The sequence below is a fragment of the Legionella bononiensis genome (assembly GCF_016786215.1).
Taxonomy (GTDB): domain Bacteria; phylum Pseudomonadota; class Gammaproteobacteria; order Legionellales; family Legionellaceae; genus Legionella; species Legionella bononiensis.
The window spans coordinates 1-20,044 of record NZ_JADOBG010000003.1; the positions used below are offsets into that span (position 1 = coordinate 1).

Below are 20,044 nucleotides of genomic sequence, written 5' to 3' on the forward strand. Positions count from 1 at the left end.
TATCTCTTCGTCATCCCGAGTGAAACGAGGGATCTCCTGAATGTGGCTGGGAAATGAAATCAATGCCACATTGAGGGAGATCCTCCACTGCGTTCAGGATGACGCCGCTTGATATAAGTGGTTTGTTATAAATGGTTTGGTATAAATAGAACTAATTAATATCTCCTCGTCATCCCGAGTGAAACGAGGGATCTCCTGAATGTGGCTGGAAACAAATACAATGCCACTTTAAGGGAGTTTCTATTCTGTCTTCGGGGCGATGTAATTCAGTATTAATAAAACAAAAAATGGAATCAGAATAACAAGAAATCAGGCAACTCATTGATTATTTTTACATAAAATGTTAAATTTGATGGTTAACTATTTATGATGAATCCAGGTGCATGGACATTTTTTATTTCACTCTACTAAACTCACATTATTATAGTTATCTGCCTAGCAATTTGCCTTACTACTGCACCCTTTAAGGATCCAATTATGAATCATTCAAAAAAAGTGTTGAGCGTCTTTTCTTTGGTTATGATTAACATAATTGCTGTAGACAGTTTAAGAACCCTCCCCATCAGTGCCAAACTCGGGTTATCATTAATCTCTTATTATGTAGTAGCGGCTTTTGCTTTTTTTATTCCCGTTGCCCTGGTAGCAGCCGAATTGGCCACCGCTTACCCTAATACCGGAGGCATCTACGTCTGGGTTAGAGAAGCTTTTGGAAGACGAGCGGGTTTTATAACCATATGGTTGCAATGGATATACAATGTTGTCTGGTATCCAACCATGCTGGCTTTTATAGCGGCAACACTATCCTATTTAATCGCCCCACATTTAGCCAATAATAAATTCTATCTTTTAGGCACCGCATTAAGCCTTTTTTGGCTGTTTACTCTGTTAAATTGTTTTGGTATGAAATTATCAAGCATAGTCAGTATATTAGGCGCAACTCTAGGTACCGTTCTACCGATGCTTATCATAATAATTCTTGGTGTCGTATGGATGTTTCAAGGCAGACCAATGGCGGTTAATTATCCCTCTTCCTGGTTTCCAGATTTTAGCTCTTTAGGTAATTTAGCACTTTTTTCAGCAGTATTGTTTGGTTTGATCGGCATGGAGATGTCTGCCGTGCATGCCGAAGAAGTTAAGAACCCACAGCGAGATTATCCCAGAGCACTGCTTTACTCGACAATTGTGATTATATCAACTTTATCCATGGGATCATTAGCTATCGTAATTGTCGTTCCTAATGATCATTTGAGCGTGGTATCTGGATTAATTGATGCTTATGCCATATTTTTCAAATCCTATAATATGCCCTGGATGACCTCAGTTATTGCCGTACTGATCATTTTAGGGGGCCTGAGTGGTGTTTCTGCATGGATTATTGGTCCAACTAAAGGATTGTTAGTATCGGCTCGAGATGGGTCACTTCCAGCACGATTTGCTCGTGTAAATCGCTTCGGAGCACCGGTTACTATTCTGGTTACTCAGGGAATAATATTTACGATTTTGAGTACTATTTTTATATTGCTTGATTCTATTAATGCCGCCTATTGGATTTTAAGTGATTTGAGTGCTCAAATGGCTTTATTAGTTTATATCATCATGTTTGCAGCTGCTATAAAACTAAGGTATTCCCGACCCGATCATCCACGCGGCTATACCATTCCTGGCGGTACTATCGTTATGTGGCTTGTTGCCGGGATCGGAATTATATGCTGCGTCATCGCGATGATAGTCGGTTTCATACCGCCATCACAAATTCCCATAGGTAATGTATATTTCTTCGAAGCGTTCTTGATTGGCGGTTTAATCTTATTTGTCCTGGTACCCTGGTTTTTCGCAAAAAGGCATGAAGATTAAATGTTCATAGATCATCAAGGGGTGTTGATTATACATCATTTTTTTCCTAACGCTTCGCGACGTGTACCCGAACGATACCCGCTTTTGTAGGTTATATGACTCAGTGTGAATTAACACACACTATAAAGTGGTTTAATTAACTAACCATCATATCATTTGTTTTTTTACCAACTGCCCAAAAAAACCACCCTCCTTCAATAGCTGTTGATAATTCCCAGTTTGAACTATCTTTCCTTCAGCAACTACATAGATTCTATCTGCGTTAATCAATGTACTTAAGCGGTGAGCAACAACAATTCGGGTAATGTTCAGTTGTTCGATATTATGCATTACCTCTGCCTGAGTTGTATTATCCAAAGCAGAAGTCGCTTCATCCAAAAGCAGTATTCTGGGCTTTCTTGATAATGCGCGAGCAATCATTAATCGTTGCCGTTGGCCTACAGATAAGGTTTTTCCACCTTCAGTCAACAGTGTTAACATTCCCATGGGCATTTCTTCAATATCTTTTGCGAAACCAGCCAGTTTGGCAGCCTGCCAGGCATCATCCACTGAACATAAACTACCAGCAACAATATTCTCAAATACTGTTCCAGGAAATAATGAACCATTTTGTAAAACAACGCCAAATTGTTCTCTGAGTAAACGTATATTTAATTTATTTATATTTTGACCATCAAAATATACAGCACCCTGAGTCGGTGTTTCAAAACCCAAAAGCAAGCGGATCACAGTTGATTTACCGCTGCCAGTAGCCCCAGTTATCGCAATGAACTCACCGGGTTCAGCATAAAGGGATATACTATTTAATACAGGTGTTTGAGCTCCCTTATAATGAAAGCTGATGTCTTTAAGTTGAATTTTACCAGTCAACTCGTTAATAACAACGCCTTCCATCTCTGGTGTTTCCTGTAAAATTGGACGAATTCTTTCATAAAGTGGAATTAATTCTATTGATTTTGAAAGCACTTCAGATAACGCTAACAACGCGCTAAAAAACTGCCCAAATGCAGCATTAAATGCGATAAAAGCCCCAAAACTCAGCGTGACCACTCCACTGCCTATCATTGCATATAAAAAGATAAAAATTACTACGGAGAATAAACCTCGAATGAGCTCAAATCGTAACTCCCAAAGAGATAATAACAAGGATAATCTGCTTTTTTTACAAAAGATGTTTATCCAGATTGCAAATGCACGTGACTCGCTATTGCTAATCCGTAACTTGCTGATACTGGTCAAATATTGAAAAGACAATTCCGTTAACTGAGCCTGTAATTCAATAATGGGTCTTTGATATTTTAGGAGAACTATATTAGAAATGGTAATTAAAATAACAACCAATACAATAAGCAAAATAGACCATGACGCGAGAACTGGTGAATAATAAAACATCAAAATCAACGTAATAAAGGAAAAAATGCCTCCTAAAAGCGCATGTAATCCAGTATTGGTTAGCTCCTCTTGCATCGCATCTATCCCGGCAGCACGCAAAGTCAAATCCCCGGGACTATAGCGATGGAAAAATGAAACAGGAAGTCTTAACAAACGATCCCATACAGCAGGTTGAACCGTCGAATTCATTTTAAATCGTACTCGAAGAGCTGAAAAACTTTGAGCCAGACTGAATAATGCTATAGCAAAACAGGCTGCAATAATGCCAAAAACACTTTGAGACAAGATACTTAAATTAGCTCCTGGTACAGCATCATCCAAAATAATTCCTGTTATAACAGGTACTACCAAGCCAAAAATGCCAATTAGAATTTGCATGGACAGGATGCGGAAGCAATCAGCTTTTTGATTAACCAGTGCAAACTGAAACAAACGTCCAAGATTGATTTTTTGATCCGGGAAGGTACGATAAAAAGTATAAGCTCTGGAGGATAAACCCTCGATAAAGTCTGAAGTAATTGATTCATAAACACCTGACTGAGCATTAAAAAAACGGTACTTACCTGATTTACCCGGTATTAAGGCAATAGGTTTATCTGTATTTTTTTCAAATACAATCATCGGACCATTATCAAAATTCCACCAACTTCCTGTTAATAAGGTAGTCCGAAACCGAAAACCGGATGCTTTTACTATAGCTCTAAGCATTTCATGATTGGTGTACTCAGATGAGACTACATCGGGTTTCTTCAAAGGGATTTGCAAATATTTTGAAACTAATTGGCAGGCCATCCAAAGCTCATCTTCATTTTTACCGGTGAACGCCTCTTCATTCAAATCAAAAACGGATACTATTTGAGCCATGGCTTCATCCATGATTCGATCATTGTTTTTATCCATCATTCACCTCGAACAAAAGGCGTTTATAAACACCTCCGAGTTGTATTAATGATTCATGGGTTCCACGCTCAACTATCATCCCTTGCTCAATAACTAAAATTTCGTCACAGGAACGTATCGTACTTAAACGATGAGCCACAACCAGTAAGGAACAGCCACGTTTCTTTAAATTAGCAAAAATTTTTGCCTCAGTAATGGCATCCAGTGAGGATGTCGCTTCATCAAGAACGAGTAATTTGGGTTTGGTTACCAAGGCTCTTGCAATTTCCAACTGCTGGCGCTCTCCTCCACTAAAATTAGCGCCTTGAGTATGCACCGGGCTTGTTAATCCCAACCCGCGCTGTTCTAATAATGAGATGAGTTCTGCATCTTCAATTGCTTGTTCTACCGCCGTGGTGGAAACTGTTGAATCCCATAAAGTCAAATTATCCAGAATTGATCCCTCGAAAAGAAAAATATCCTGATCTACAAAAGCTAAAGTTGAACTAATCAACTCTCTTGATAGTTCTGAATATCTGTGATTATCAAGTGCAATATCTCCACACCATGGCTTATAGAGACCACAGGCCAATTTCGCGATGGTTGATTTGCCACTTCCTGTGGAACCCACGATTGCCAAAGATTTTCCAGGTACTAGTGATAAATTAATTTCTTTAACTATGGGTTCATCTAATGGAGAATATCCATAACTAATATTCTTCATGGTTAAAGTACCATCCAATTGATTCACTGCATTCAAAGTATTGGCTTTATTTAGCTTTTTACTCATTAATTCAGTATCTTCTGGATTATTTAAAATATCATTAAGACGAGACAAATCAGCTCGAATTTCCTGAAGTTTTGTCCCAAGTCCAATCAATTCATTTAATGGTTCATTGAAACTCAGTAATACATATTGAAATGCGATTAAACCACCAACCGTTAAATACCCGTCCATAATACGTAGACTTCCAATCCCTAATATCAATGCAGTAGAAACTCCTAATAAAATGGGCGATAAAAGGGACATAAAAGTTGAATAGAGTTCAATGCTCTGTTGGCTATTGATGGTTTTTGCATGATAACCAGCCCATCGCTGAAAATAGTCATCTTCAACTCCAGAGGCTTTCAGAGTTTCAATACCCTGTAAACCAGCCATTTCCATACCAGTCAGCTTGCCCTCCTCCTGATATAAGCGCATGCTTCGATTGGCAATTTTTTTTGCAAACAAGAAAAAAACCAGCGCATTGATCAACGCAATACAGATTCCGATACCAGCAAGCATCCAATCAAACAACATCATAATCAGGGCATAGATCACCATATTAATAAGCCCAACCACATTTGAACTAAGGTCTGCAGACAAAAGTTCTGCAATATGATCATTAGATGCAATACGAGAGCTAATGTCACCTGAAAATCGTTGCGAAAAAAAAGACATCGGTAAGCGTAATGTATGCCACAAAAATTGAGCTGACGTTGTCATCACCAACTTAAGTTGAAGCTTGATGATATGAATATGTTCAATCCAGGTCAGTACAGCAGCCATCAACCCTGTCAGTAACATCCCCCAAAGTAAAGGCAACAACCATCCCGAAAGGTTACGAATGAGTACTTCATCAATAAATATTTTTGCGAACGCGGCCATCAGGATATTGGGTATCGTAAGAAAAAGACTGGCTAAAATAATAAATAAAACTGCGTTTTGCGTACCGGAAAACCGTGATTTCAAATTGTGCCATAACGTATCTTTAACACCACCAGGAACAAACTCAGAAGTGAGTTCGAACAATAAAACAACACCCGTAAATCCGAGACTAAATTCCTTATAAGTCAAAGATCGCAGGCCAACAGCAGGATCGTTTATGTATACTTTGTTATTATCAAAACCTTCAATAACGACAAAATGATTAAATTCCCAAAACGCAATACAAGGGTAAGAAAGTTTAGATAAATCAGCCAAATCCGCCTCAGCTCCCTGAGCCTTTAAACCATAGCTTCTGGCTGCGCGTAAAATATTCAGCGCTTTACTGCCATCTCGCGAAACTCCGCAAACGTATCTTAATTCTTCAAGAGAGACATAACGATGATAATAAGCCAGAATAATAGCTAAAGCTGCTGCGCCACATTCAACAGCCTCCATCTGTAAAATCACCGGAGTTTTGACTCTGTGTATAGGATTCATTCCAGCCCCCACATTTTTTTAAATGCAGGTATAACCAATGTTATGGGTGGCTGCTCACGAATAGTAATCATCGCATTAACCAAAGTCCCTGAAGTAATTTTTACTTTAGGTCCCGTTGAAGAAGACCATTTCAGACCACTAAAGGCCGAAGAATCATTTTGAAGATGAATTCGTACAGCTACAGGAACTTCTTTAATTGAAAATTGCTTTACCAATTCTTCATTTTGCAAAACAGAAATCATCTCTTGTGAGGATGACGGAAATTCTGCTACATGCATCACTGTGCCATAGATGCTTCCATACTCAGATTTTTCAACTGTAGTTGGAGAAACTAAAGCCTTCATTTGGGTTTTGATCTGTTTGCCTGCTTCAGGGGGAAAATAAACCAGGGCATCAAGTCCTTTTCCTTCACTGGCAATTGCCAGGATAGGATTTCCAACATTAATAATACTGCCGAGTGTGCTACGAATATCGGTAACTACTCCATTAATCGGACTGATCACATCTCTGGAGATCTTCAATTGGATTACCAGATTATTCAGAGCGAGAGTTTCATCTGTGATTTTTAATGATAATTGACGGAGTCGCTCCAGCCACTGGTCTTTAAAATTGGATTCTTCTTTATCAAGTTCAACTAACTTATCTTTATTTCCTTCCAGCTCAATTTTGACACTATAATACTCTTGATAGGTATCTTCGAGATTTTGCCTGCTTTCAATCCCTTTTTTAAAAGCGGCCTGCCTGATTGTCAATAATTGGAGTAAATGCGCATCTTTAAGCTCGGTTGCTGCAATTACCTGATTTAAAGAGGCTCTCTGCGCTTCAATTTCTTTCTTATTTTTTGCAATAGCCTGTTCAGATTCACTTTTTAATTGAGATTCGGTATTTTTTAACTCTTTAAGATAATGTTCAAGAACCTTAATTTTTTGAAGCAGATCCGGGCGAGATAAAGTGGCAACCACTTGTCCTTTTTTAACCTGATCACCGGGCTTAACTAATAATCCAACAAGAAATGCAGGGCCATCTGGAGCAACCGCATTGTAGATATCACCGCCTCCAGCCAATAAAATACCCTGCCCCTCAACTCGGGTCGGTATGCTTCCAAATATTGACCATAAAAACAGAACAAATAGTACCAGATAACACGTTCCAGCAATAATCCATGAACGAGGAGTCACCACTTGAATCAATTGATCTAATTGTTCTGGTGATGAAAGCTGTTTTAGAGCTTCTTTACGAAACCTTATTCGCCTGGACAAAGCTTCCCTTCCTTATATGAATTGTCAACAGAACTTAATATACACTATCGATTGTTCTTATATTATGAAAATCCGTGTCTGTTTTTTACTCTGAATGCAAACAAGTGAGTTGCGCTATTAAATAGTGTTAAATCACGATTATTCATATTTCTAAGTGTGACTGCAGGTGAAACTCTAAGTTTACTGTCATTAGGAAGTATAGTGGGTACTTCTTGTAATGGCGCAAGCGGTTGTCTTATATAAGTTCTTCTAACTGGTGAAAAGGAAAAACCTCCAACGATCTGATTTAGGTCTTCATCAGGTAAGTAGTTCATGATTTACTCCAATAAAGGTTTATGTCCATCTCCCATCCCCTAATCCATTAAAAATACATATATAAACTATAGCATATGGATAAGGGTATATATTCTCATTGCTTCCCATTAAGTTATTGGATTTATATAACAGATTATTAGGGGAATATGATTAGATTTTGTTGACATTTGACCCAGGGCACAAATACATCACTTCGTGCCTGCTCCTGCAAACATCAACAAAACCTACGGGAAAGTTAATACAATTTATCTATGGTTCCTTTAATTAAAGGAGCCGCTTATCTTTTTTAGATCTGACTCTAATACCGCGAACAATAGAAGTAGATCCAACAGAAGCGATTTTTGTACTGGCTGAACCTATAGGATTCACTGGCGGTTTAGCTGCCACCGATCCCGCGCGAGCAATTTCACCTCGTTCACCCAGCGGCGGTTTCATTCCATTGATTCTTCTAATGGTCATGGGTACAAAGCCCCCAACAATCTGATCGAGATCATCATCAGGTAAATAATTCATGATTCACTCCAATATAAGTTTATGCCCCTCTCCGTTTCGTAAATCCATGTCATAGGACATGAATAAATTATAGCATATGAATAAATGTATATAATTTCATCAACAATAAATAATCTTTTTTAATGCTAGCTAGGAAAATTGATGCTGTAATAAACAATGTATTGAATAACGTGATCGAACTATTGAGTTGATCTAAAATCAGATCAACTCAATTAATTTGAAGTAAAAGGGACTAAATATCTTCGGGTAAAGACATTAAACTGGCATTGCCTCCTGCCGCGGTTGTATCAACAGTATAGGTTCTCTCATGGCACAAGCGAACCAGATAGTTAGGTCCACCTGCTTTCGGTCCTGTGCCTGATAATCCTTCACCTCCGAACGGTTGCAATCCAACAACCGCGCCTATCATATTACGATTCACATAACAGTTACCTGCATGAATTCGTTTTCGGATGTATTCAACGGTTTCATTAATACGACTATGAATCCCCAAAGTTAATCCAAAACCAGTCTTATTGATTTGGTTTATTACCTGATCCAGATTTTTTCTTTTAAATTGAATCACATGCAGTACTGGGCCAAATACTTCTTTTTCCAAAGCATCAATATTATCTATGGCAATTGCTGTTGGAGGCATAAAGTATCCTGATTCACACTCATCGCTCAGTTTACATTGGTACAGAATTTCATACCTTTTTTTCATATTCTCAACATGATTGGTCAAAAGAGTCAAAGCATCTTTATCAATCACAGGTCCAATATCTGTTGCCAACCAACGCGGATCACCGACGACCAATTCAGCCATAGCACCTTTGAGTAATTCTATGGTTCGTGGGTAAACTTCTTCCTGAACAAAGAGAACACGCAGTGCAGAGCATCGCTGGCCAGCACTGCCGAATGCAGAAACTACCGCATCAACAACTACTTGCTCTAACAAAGCTGATGAGTCAACAAGCATGGCATTTTGTCCACCAGTTTCTGCAATTAGAGGGATTATTTCACCACCACGTGTAGCCAAAGTACGATTGATCAGATTTGCTGTATCGGTTGAACCGGTAAACAGGACGGCTTTTATCCTTTTATCTGAAACCAGAGCGGCTCCTATTGTCTCTCCTGCACCAGGCAATAATTGAATCGCGCCAACAGGAATTCCGGCCTGATGCATTAATTTAACTGCATAAGCGGCAATCAAAGGGGTTTGTTCTGCAGGTTTGGCAATAACACAATTACCTGTAACCAAGCCAGCGACCACTTGACCAGTAAAAATAGCCAATGGGAAATTCCAGGGGCTGATGCAAAGTATCGTTCCTCGAGGATGCAAACTTAGCTCATTTAACTCACCAGTATAGCCATGAAGTTTTGTTGGAGTCGCCATTAATTGTTGAGCCATATGGGCATAATAGCGACAAAAATCTACAGCCTCACGAACTTCTGCTACACCATCGTTCCAGGTTTTTCCTGCCTCAAGGCAAGCTAAAGATAAAAACTCCACCATATTAGCCTGTAGTAAATCAGCAAACCGATTGATACATGCGGCTCGTTCTTCAACTGAAGTACTGCTCCATACTGGGAAGGTTAATTCAGCCTGCGTTAATGCTTTTTCAACATCATCCAAATTTGAGTTCTGAACCGAGCCCACTACTCGTGATGGTTGTTGAGGTGATGTCACCGTCTGTTGATTATCAGCTGTTGTTTTTCCGGCAATCAATGGTCCAGCACTCCATTGATTTAAGTTTAATTGTGCTAACTCCTGCTGCAATAAAGCCCTCTCGTGACGATTAGTAAAATCAAAACCTTTTGAGTTCCTACGTGCAGGTAAAAACAAATGTTCAGGTAAAGGAATATTCTTATTCATACTATTAAACAGAGACTTGGCTTTAGAAATCGGATCTTCAACTAAATCGGTAATTGGCGCATTGTCATCGACAATTCTGTTCACAAATGAAGAATTAGCGCCATTTTCCAATAAACGACGAACCAGATAAGGAAGGAGATCTTCATGACTGCCAACAGGCGCATAAATTCTGCAGGGAATACCAAAACAGTCAGCCGGAACTATTTGCTCATAGAGCTCATTACCCATTCCATGCAAACATTGAAACTCAAAATCTCTATAATCACCAACCAGATTCAAAATCATTGCAACTGAATAAGCATTATGAGTAGCAAACTGAGGATATATAGCATCGGTCATTGTTAGTATCTTTTTTGCACAGGCTTGAAAAGAAACATCAGTGAACACTTTACGGGTAAAAACGGGGTATTCTGAGAAGCCTTGCATCTGAGATTTTTTGATCTCGCTATCCCAATAAGCACCTTTAATCAATCGAACCATTATCCTGCGTTTTTTGCTTCGGGCTAAGGCAGCAACCCAATCAAGAACATAAAATGCTCTTTTTTGATAAGATTGAACAGCAAGACCGAATCCATCCCAGCCGTCCAAGCTCTCATCATTAAATACCTTTTCAATCACATCTAACGATAAATCCAGACGTTCTGATTCTTCAGCATCTATAGTTAAAGCAATTCCATAATCTTTCGCCAAACGTGAAAGATCCAATAATCTGGGAGGCAACTCTTCCATAACCCGTTCGTATTGAGATTCATTATAACGGGGATGAATTGCGGATAATTTGATAGAAATACCCGCACGTTTATAAATGTTTGAGTTTTTATCTGCCTGTTGCCCAATGGATTCAATTGCTTTTTTATAAGCCTCAAAATACCGTATGGCATCCACTGACGTTAAAGCCGCCTCACCCAACATATCATAAGAATATCGATATCCTTTACTTTCTTTTTTCTTCGCTCGAGTTAAGGCCTCATTGATAGTACGCCCCATAACAAATTGCTTGCTCATAATGCGCATTGCTTTATCAACAGCAGTTCGAACGACAGCTTCACTGCTGCGATTAACCAGTTTCATCAATGCTTTTGTCAGTGTATTTTCAGCTTTTTCAGGCGTTAATACCTTTCCAGTTAACATTAGAGCCCAGGTCGTAGCGTTCACAAAAAAAGAATCACTTTGGCCACGATGAGATTTCCAGTCTCCTCCGGCCAGCTTGTCTTTTATTAAATTATCTATAGTGGCGTTATCTGGTACTCGCAATAAGGCTTCAGCCAAACACATCAAGGCAATGCCTTCATCACTGGATAAAGCATACTCGGTAAGAAATGAATCAATACCTGTACTCTTCTTTCTTTCTGAGCGTACTGATTCTACCAACTTCATTGCGTTAGCTCGAATTGCAGTCCGTTGATAAGGTTCGATTGCCGCTTTTTCACAAAGCTCGGTTATTAAAGAAAGCTCATCAGCACGATAAGCTTTATTAATAGCAGCTCGTAAACCTTCTGGTAAATGAATGGACTGCTTTTCCAGCATAATATTCTCCGAATTCTAATAATAAGTTTCAACAAAAGATCATAGTTCAGAACTAATACAAATGAAATGCATTAGTTAAAAATTGTAGTGGATTATATGCTTCCTATCGTGTCTAATAAAGTAAAAACTCGTCCTGAAACTGCATTTTTCAGGATAAATTGATCGCATAATGAATATATTTAGTACAAATTGACAAGGGAAAGACAGTTAATTTCGAGTCAATATAATACAAGTTGTGCAAATTAAATTCAATTAGGTTTTTCATGCGAGTGATAAGTCTATGAATTGAATAATATTTTACCCTGATGAGCAAGGAAAACCCTTATGATTTTACAATTGCGTCATTTGTTAATATAATCACCATCTTTTTCGATGACCAATAACGGTGATTTAACAAGAAGAAAGGAGCAGTATGAATACATTATTAACTCTAATCTCAACCGTCATATTAACAAGTAATATTACTTCCAGCACCCCTTCATTTGCGAAGCCTGGACCAGATTTGAATACGCAAGTTCAACATTTAAGCACTAAAGCTCCCAAGCTGAACAAAAATGTTTTGAAGCTTGCTTTAACCGCATATACAAACGCGAACAAAAGAGGCGCTGTTAAAAAGCCAGTTCTAACCGTAATTGATTACTCACTTCCATCAAATAAGCAACGTATGTGGGTATTCGATGTTCGTAATGAAAAACTTCTATACAACACTTATGTTGCTCATGGCAAAAATTCCGGTGTTGTTGCGAACCATTTTTCGAATAGAGAATCAAGTAAACAATCAAGCCTTGGTACTTACATTACTAAAAATACATACATAGGTCATAAAGGATATTCATTAAACCTACAGGGACTGGATCGAGGTTTTAATGATAACGCATACAACAGACGTGTTGTAATACATGGCGCATGGTATGTAGAACCTGATTTTATCAAAAGAGCTGGTCGTGCTGGCCTGTCCTGGGGATGCCCGGCAATAGCCCAGACTTTGGCTAAGCCCGTAATCAACACCATTAAAAATGGTTCGGTAGTATTTGCATATTATCCTGATAAAAACTTCTTATCACACTCAGGATATCTGGTAGCCTAAAAAATAAAGCCAGGGCAAGCCCTGGCTTTTCGCAGTCATCCGTATAAGAACTTCCAGTTCTTATTGTCATCCTGACAAATCAGTTCCATCTGATTACAAATCCCTTTGCTTGACTTATATCCTTACAAGTCATGTTTATAATGTAGCAACGGATTAGTATAATCGCAAGGACGTACTTGAGACTTTTACTGTGTTCTTGAATGAAAACCACTCTGCATATAAAAATAAAAATCATTTAATTACATGGGCTTAGGTAGATGCAAGGACATCGGATGTCAAAAAAATTGGCATTATCTGCGTCTGAATTGAGAAATCTCTTACACGAATTAGAGCAATTAATCTCAATACTAATTCACTAACTATACAATATGGGCATACCGACAGTTCTAAGTTCGACATATCCTCAATCCTGTACCGATTAGAGTCACCATCATTAATTTAAACCATAGTAGCCAGTTTTCGAGAAACTCTGAGGAATCCCTCCGCGATTCCCCCTCACCCTCCGCGATTCCCCATCGCCCTCCGCGATTCCCCGTCACCCTCCTCGATCCCCCGTCACCCGCATCCCATCTTCGTCACCCTCCGCATCTCCCCGTCACCCTCCGCGATTCCCCGTCACCCTCCGCGCAGGCGGAGGGTCCAGGTAGGGTAAATCCAAAACCAAAAAACCACAAAAGAATATACATAACAGTACATTGCAAATTATATCAATGTAATTGTTATATTCTGGCATTACATTAAAGTTCATTAAATGGATTGAAGAACACACGAATAATGCGATTATGAGGCTCGCAAACAAAATGATAAGAATGGACCCTCCGCCTGCGCGGAGGATGACGGAGATGGGATTGCGGAGGGTGACGGGGAAGCGATGCAGAGGGTGACGAAGATGGGATGCGGAGGGTGACGGGGATGGGATGCGGAGGGTGACGGGGATGGGGTGAGGAGGGTGACGGGGATATGATTCCTCAGCGCAAAAAGTAATACGCGCTACGAACATAATCCTTAACTTAATATAAGTGGTCCTCAGGACACATGATGGACTGCAATTATTTCTTCAATGGACAAATGAATAACATCTACAGGATGATAAGTAGCCAACAATTTTTATTCGAAATGATCAAACAATTAACATAAAAATTTGAATTTAATAATGTTTTAACCTGATCAGCAGTATTTGATGCTTGATTATGCTATAAGTTATGATAGTTTATTCAAGTTAAAATGTATCCGAGTAGGACTATGAACCAACAGATAAATCCAGTTAAAAAAGATAAGTTGCAAATTATTGATTGGCTTATTGAACATTTCCCCAATGCTTTTTTTAAAAAAGGGAATCAGGTAAAACCACTTAAAATAGGTATTTTTGACGATATTATTGATTTTTATGAGCGATTGGACTCTCCTCCGTTCAGTAAAAAATCTCTGCGAGAAGCCTTAAGTTATTATAGTGCCTCACCAGCGTATCTGAACTGCCAAAAACCAGGTACTGCTCGAGTTGATATTTATGGAAATGAAATTGATGTTGTTACCCCCGACCAGGCAAAATATGCTCATCAACGTTTTCAAGAACGATATAACAAAAAGAAAGAAACTGAATAAGTTACTTTTAAGACCTAAAATAGCTGATTCACATTAGTATACTTAGATAGTTGCCTCAGCAACAATCTAAAAATTCAAGATGATAATGTTTGAATTATCATCTTGAGGAAATCAATGTTCCATTTGCCTCTTCAAAAACACATTAATAGCTCAGAATCCCCAGAAATCTATTGGCAATTACTCCCCTCCACGCAAAGCCATTAAATAATTGACCGAGACATCAGTCCCAAGAGAAGAAGTTCTGGCTATTGGATTATAATTTAAACCGTTTAAATCCATCATAGTAAAGCCATAGGAGCGAGCCATTGACGCCAGTTCACTGGGCTTTATAAATTTATCATAATCGTGAGTTTGCTTGGGTAAGAGATTTAATACATATTCTGCAGCAATAATAGCACTGGCATAGGCTTTAAGAGTTCGGCTGATCGTCGATAAAAACAACAAACCGCCAGGTTTTAGCAAGCGCTTGCAATGTTGCAATACCTGTTCCGGTCTTTGTACGTGCTCTAACATTTCCATACAGGTAATAACATCGAAGTGGTTGTCCTCATAATCCTCTATAGGAGTACACTTATATTGGACAGTCAAGCCATTGTTCCGAGCATGTTCTCCTGCTACCTTAATTGCTTCCCCTTCAGCATCGATACCAGTAACCTCTGCGCCTTTTCTGGCCATAGCTTCAGATAATATCCCTCCTCCGCAACCAACATCCAGAACGCGAATACCGGTCAAATTTATTTGCTGTGTTATAAAATCAAGACGAGTCAAATTAATATCATGCAACGTTTTAAGAGGCCCCTCTGTATCCCACCAATCCTTTGCATGCTGTGCGAACTTATGCAGTTCCTGTTCATCTATTGTTGATTCACTTTTATTCATATGCTAATAAGTCCAGTGGTTTAAAAAATTCAATGACGTGCTGATTGGTAATGAAACTGACATTATATGGATGTTCAGCCATCAAACCTACAGATAATATATCCTGAGGAATATTATTGGCAATCTTACCTAATAAAATTAGCTGAACTGATGATTTGAGCAACAATAACTGCTCCAATACACTATTCATAAATGGATGCCAATATCGTGCATGATAAGGTACTTTACCCTCACTATAGACCAGGCAGGCATTCAGTAATAAAATCCCTTTATTCATCATACCTCGAAAGAGCTCTTCTGCTGTGTGTACCAGGTTCTGCTTATCCACTTCCGCTATAGCCTGTTGTGACGTATCTTCCTGTAAATCCCCACGAGCAATTAATAACATTTTAATCATATTTCTTAAAGAAGTAGCTCTATTTACCGATTTAGCCAACCCCTGACTGCTCCAGAGTTCCTGAACCGAATTATCCCAGAAGGCGTATCCATTTGCAGACTCCACTCGTGGATATGGAGACTCACCAAAAAGGATATATCGCGTATTAGAAAGAGATAAACTAAAGGCGGAAAAGAGATTAGTGATTCCCGGCAACCAATTTTTATCGTTCAGCAACTGGTTAAAATAATTCTTATCCATCACGTCAATTGCCGTATTTAATATCTGTTGCCATTCAGGATGGCATTTATCTAAAAGAAAATGATGGTTCATAACACAACCTGAAACCGCTTTATTAAGTTAATTTTGAATTATAAAGAGTTGCAGCGGTATTCACTACCATTATTTCGCTACATAAATACTCGTGTTCATTGACTCCATAATGAATGAAGTAATTAATACCCATAGATAAATCAGAGCCAGTGTCTCCAGGAAGAGATCCCACGTTGTATAAATAATGGCATCACCCTATCTTTTTTAGATCTATTTTGTTACAATGCAATCAAATATTGTTCTTTGATTTCACTGTGAGTACTGCTTTGAACCTTAATGAGAATATATCAAGTGATATGCTCCATAATCAAAACTGCTACGCTTATCTACGCCAATTACACCCCTTTATATCAGGAAAACTAATCGCTATTCTACCTGGGTTATCCGCTCTGGAACAACTGGACAAAGAGTATGATGCGACCTATCCCTACGGCAATTTATATAGCTTTACTATTGCCTATCTGGAAGATCAGATCGACGATGTATATAAAACACTGAGTCAAAGGAAAGCGAAGATGCTGGACAAGCTCATTTACAGTATCTATCACAATGACAATCATATTCTTGAAAATACAGAATGGATCAATAAAATTGGAGCAAAAACAAGACCAAGCCAAGTCGATATAGCTAATGAAATTGCCAAAGCTTTAGCTGATCATCAGGATACTTCCGTTAATAAATTATCCCCTACGAAGGCTGAGAGTCTGCTCAATCGATTTTTAACTTTATTTACCCCAAATTTTAAACCGCAACTGGATACTAATCTCCCATCAATCAAGCATTTCTCGTTTAATAAATACTCCTCAAATATAGAGTTCCGTTTCAGTACTCAGGCACAACGTCACAATGGATCGGTGCGAATTAGCCCATTATTTTTACGTTGGTTAGAGATCAATGCCCAAAAATATCCACCCGAGCAACCCATTTGTCACATCTATTTTAATAATCTTGGGCTTGATAGGAATGATCTTCTGGATATTCCTGGTAACAATGAAAAACAGTTAAGCCTTGAACTGCACAAACTGGAGCAAAACCCCAAATATAAAATCGCAGTGATCACTCTCCCTGCAAATACTGCGCTTATGGGTGCGCACCTTTATAAGAAACTGGATGATAAGTTACCGTATGAACAAGTATTTACTGAACTACTGGATGTCGCCGAAGGCAAAATGCATGCAAGTGGCGTCTCAGATTTTAGAATAAGTCCTGCAATCAGAGCATTGCTGTTTTCCGAGAAAAAAAATGAATCCCAAGTATTAAAACAACTGCTAACCAAAAGTTTTGAATACATGGGATTTAGAGAAGATGACGTATTATCAACAGCTCAAAAACAGGCTGTATGGCTGCATTTTACTAAATATGAATTAACTGATTTTATCATCAACACCCTTACCCCTAATAACAATGCAATCGGTTATAATTTCTCCTGTCGTGATGCCATTGACAGAGGAGCTGTTTCCTCAGTTTATTACAATTTACTTAAATCCATTAAAATGGATCAACCCATACAAAGAGAAGAGTTTGAACGAGCTCTGGATAGTGCTGCGGCCAACGTTAAAGCCAGAGGCATGAATTTCCATCGTAAAATTATCTGGAATGCACTGGATACGCTGGTTAATGCGAATTATGATGCCTTTAAGCAGAATGAACGATTATCCTGGTTAATCTACTGGCGGGATATGAATTGCCCTCATTCTCGCGTCGATCGTTTAATCAACATTCGAATCCAGCAATGTAAAGAACAACTTTATGATTTATCAACAAACCAACACGCTATAAAAAATTCCGGCCTTAGACTTCTTCATCATATTAATCAACAATATGACCTAAAAGTTAATGGGCAACGACTATTACTCGAAGTAGTCACCAGGACATCTCAATTGTTGAATGCCGCTCCAACTAAAGAGTCCATCCAGGAGTATAAACAATTGGCTACTGAGTTAAGAATAAACTACCCCATCTTGCATATAGTCGCTGGAATCATGGAAACCTTATTAGGATTGATACTCTATCTTCCCTCCTTAAGTTACTCTACAGTACTCATCAACCAGGGGATATCCCTTGCCAAAACAGGTTTTTTTGCGTCGGAACGAACAATCCTCTGTGATGAGCTACTTGAATTTTCGGTGAACAAAAGCGCAGGGCTTGTTGCTTGAACTATTAAATTATTCTAACATCGATCAAAATGATAATCTGGAGTGATTATGCTTTTGGCCAACTTCAATATACCGGAATTACTGACGGAACAAGTTAATCTGTATTTATCAAACACCAAACCTGCCTTTTCAGAATTAAAAGCGATGATTCTAAGCAAAGCCCCTATTCCACAGGTTCACTCCAATATTGTAACTATTCTGACCGAATCGAAAGACACGAATCTCCATCAAGTTCAAAAAGCGCTCGAAACTCAAGCGCATAAAAATCAACTTGCTGAAGATGAACAGCAAAAAAAGCAGGATCAATCAGAAGCATCGAAAGATGAAGAATTAAAAAATCGCCTGAATCGTGAATTGAAACATATTCCAACCCAGATAAGCAGTCATGAAACTGAGTGCCGGTTACTTCAACGAAAACTGACTCGTCTTCTTGAAGCTCCGCCCCAAATCGAAGTAACTCAAAAATCATCATCCACTTCAGACAAAGTACACTCATCGACTCTTAATGAACATAATCGAGCTATTGAAAGAATACGAAATTCGCTCGTTGATTATGAAATGAAAATTCAAGCGTTGTTACAGGAACAACACACGAGCCAGATCAAACTGAGAGAAATTGAGGAGCGCGGCGAGATACGCAAAACGCATCAGGATAAAAGAACTCTACGTGCTCAAGCCAGCATAGGTTATCGTACTTCCGGTGAAGGCATTGAAGAAACTTTATCAACAAAAAATCGCAACCAGCTTGCGAAAAGTATCAAAGATCAACGTAATGCAATTGAGAAAAAATGCGCTGACTTAATCCAGGACGCAGAACAAATCAATTACCCCTATTTTCTGGAAGAGCTGCAAAAACATCTAAATAGCTCAAAACCCAATCTGACATCACAGGAAGTTGAGGCGCTGAAGGTCATTTTAAAACTGATGAAAAAACATTTGGATTTTGAACAGCAAGCAGTAAAAACTGAAACCAGTTTGAAAATGAAAAAACAATTTATAAGCACTCAAATCACGAAACTGATTGGGTTAAAATCCAAATTGAAATTGCTACAGGAAAGCAATCCGAGCTTAAAAACAGCCAACCAAAATTTAGCATCGAAAAATCTTGAGCTTTCGGTTTCCCTGGCCAATCATATTAAATTACGAGATCGTTTAGGTAACCCAGCTCTGCTTTTAGCTGCACTGACCTTCGCTTTCTGTATTCCCTTGATTTTAACCGTTAGCGGCGTTATTCCCTTCTTTATAGGTCCAGCTTTACTCTATTCCCTAGTATCCATACCTCCAGCCGCTTTATTTATCGCTACTCTTGGTGTAGGGATAGCAGCACTGGTATACACCATCAAAGCTCATATGAATGACTCTGAAATTAAAACCAATTTGCTCACTATTGAAATGAACTCCAAACATATGGGCCGAAATGAACAAACTCTTAAAACATTGGAAACAGTAACTATCCCCTCACTAAATTCACAAATCAAAAAAGACGAAATTGCACGAGACAATTTAATTCTTTCCCTTAAAAATTCGCAAACCAAAGCGTTACAAGCATTCGAACAGGCCAAGGAAATCGAGCCTGTCTCCTTTTCAGAATCATCCATCTTGGATACTAAAGCGCCAGCTCCTAAAGAAACAAAACAAGACAGTGATGAAACGGATAGTTCTGAACATTCTTCAGATCCTGAGGAATCATCTTTTGAAGAAGAGCTTGAAGCAAGTAATTCTTCAAGAAATGGATAGGTGTGTTGGTCACTCAGACTCTATTCAAGTGGTATTCAATGAGAATTTAACCCGTTTGACTACAGACTATTATTTAAGCTATTGTTTAAGCTTTA

The 20,044-nt window shown here is 38.7% G+C and carries 13 protein-coding genes; 5 read left to right on the forward strand and 8 right to left on the reverse strand.

Annotated elements, in window-relative coordinates; translation table 11 throughout:
• Positions 1-477 precede the first annotated feature (477 nt).
• Positions 478-1,854, forward strand: coding sequence for an APC family permease (locus IZU94_RS02965; RefSeq protein WP_203107865.1), 1,377 nt, complete (start codon positions 478-480; stop codon positions 1,852-1,854).
• A gap of 147 nt (positions 1,855-2,001) precedes the next feature.
• Here IZU94_RS02965 and IZU94_RS02970 read toward each other — a convergent pair whose 3' ends face one another.
• The 6 genes from IZU94_RS02970 to putA all read right to left on the reverse strand — a co-directional run bounded on the left by IZU94_RS02970 (position 2,002) and on the right by putA (position 11,779).
• On the reverse strand, positions 2,002-4,149 hold the full coding sequence (locus tag IZU94_RS02970) for an NHLP bacteriocin export ABC transporter permease/ATPase subunit (RefSeq protein WP_203107867.1): 2,148 nt from the start codon (positions 4,147-4,149) through the stop codon (positions 2,002-2,004).
• Positions 4,139-6,310: an NHLP family bacteriocin export ABC transporter peptidase/permease/ATPase subunit gene (locus IZU94_RS02975; protein WP_203107869.1), complete on the reverse strand. Its 2,172-nt coding sequence runs from the start codon at positions 6,308-6,310 to the stop codon at positions 4,139-4,141. Before IZU94_RS02975 ends, IZU94_RS02970 begins: the two co-directional genes overlap by 11 nt.
• The gene (locus IZU94_RS02980; protein WP_203107871.1) at positions 6,307-7,569 is read right to left on the reverse strand and encodes an NHLP bacteriocin system secretion protein; all 1,263 of its coding nucleotides are present in this window, start codon (positions 7,567-7,569) and stop codon (positions 6,307-6,309) included. The genes IZU94_RS02975 and IZU94_RS02980 overlap by 4 nt, the downstream gene beginning before the upstream one ends.
• 62 nt (positions 7,570-7,631) lie before the next feature.
• Positions 7,632-7,883 carry a hypothetical protein gene (locus IZU94_RS02985; protein WP_203107873.1) on the reverse strand — a complete coding sequence of 84 codons (252 nt, stop codon included), beginning with the start codon at positions 7,881-7,883 and terminating at the stop codon, positions 7,632-7,634.
• Between the two features lie 265 nt (positions 7,884-8,148).
• The gene (locus IZU94_RS02990) at positions 8,149-8,397 is read right to left on the reverse strand and encodes a hypothetical protein (protein WP_203107875.1); all 249 of its coding nucleotides are present in this window, start codon (positions 8,395-8,397) and stop codon (positions 8,149-8,151) included.
• Between the two features lie 232 nt (positions 8,398-8,629).
• On the reverse strand, positions 8,630-11,779 hold the full coding sequence (putA, locus tag IZU94_RS02995; protein ID WP_203107877.1) for a bifunctional proline dehydrogenase/L-glutamate gamma-semialdehyde dehydrogenase PutA: 3,150 nt from the start codon (positions 11,777-11,779) through the stop codon (positions 8,630-8,632).
• Between the two features lie 412 nt (positions 11,780-12,191).
• Between putA and IZU94_RS03000 the strand changes: the two genes are divergently transcribed.
• Both IZU94_RS03000 and IZU94_RS03005 read left to right on the forward strand, forming a co-directional pair.
• The gene (locus tag IZU94_RS03000; protein WP_203107879.1) at positions 12,192-12,866 is read left to right on the forward strand and encodes a murein L,D-transpeptidase catalytic domain family protein; all 675 of its coding nucleotides are present in this window, start codon (positions 12,192-12,194) and stop codon (positions 12,864-12,866) included.
• Positions 12,867-14,108: 1,242 nt separating this feature from the next.
• Entirely contained in the window at positions 14,109-14,468 is a 360-nt protein-coding gene (locus IZU94_RS03005) for a ProQ/FINO family protein (RefSeq protein ID WP_203107881.1), read from the forward strand.
• A gap of 177 nt (positions 14,469-14,645) precedes the next feature.
• Here the strand turns inward: IZU94_RS03005 and ubiG are convergent, their stop codons facing one another.
• Complete coding sequence (gene ubiG, locus IZU94_RS03010) at positions 14,646-15,347, reverse strand: bifunctional 2-polyprenyl-6-hydroxyphenol methylase/3-demethylubiquinol 3-O-methyltransferase UbiG (RefSeq protein WP_203107883.1); 702 nt, start codon at positions 15,345-15,347, stop codon at positions 14,646-14,648.
• Complete coding sequence (locus IZU94_RS03015) at positions 15,340-16,056, reverse strand: uracil-DNA glycosylase family protein (RefSeq protein ID WP_203107885.1); 717 nt, start codon at positions 16,054-16,056, stop codon at positions 15,340-15,342. Before IZU94_RS03015 ends, ubiG begins: the two co-directional genes overlap by 8 nt.
• A 254-nt stretch (positions 16,057-16,310) precedes the next feature.
• Here IZU94_RS03015 and IZU94_RS03020 point away from each other — a divergent pair, with 254 nt between their 5' ends.
• Positions 16,311-18,212, forward strand: a complete 1,902-nt coding sequence (locus IZU94_RS03020) for a hypothetical protein (RefSeq protein ID WP_369410895.1) — start codon at positions 16,311-16,313, stop codon at positions 18,210-18,212.
• Positions 18,213-18,260: 48 nt separating this feature from the next.
• On the forward strand, positions 18,261-19,949 hold the full coding sequence (legC3, locus tag IZU94_RS03025; protein ID WP_203107887.1) for a Dot/Icm T4SS effector LegC3/PpeA: 1,689 nt from the start codon (positions 18,261-18,263) through the stop codon (positions 19,947-19,949).
• The last annotated feature ends 95 nt before the right edge of the window (positions 19,950-20,044 follow it).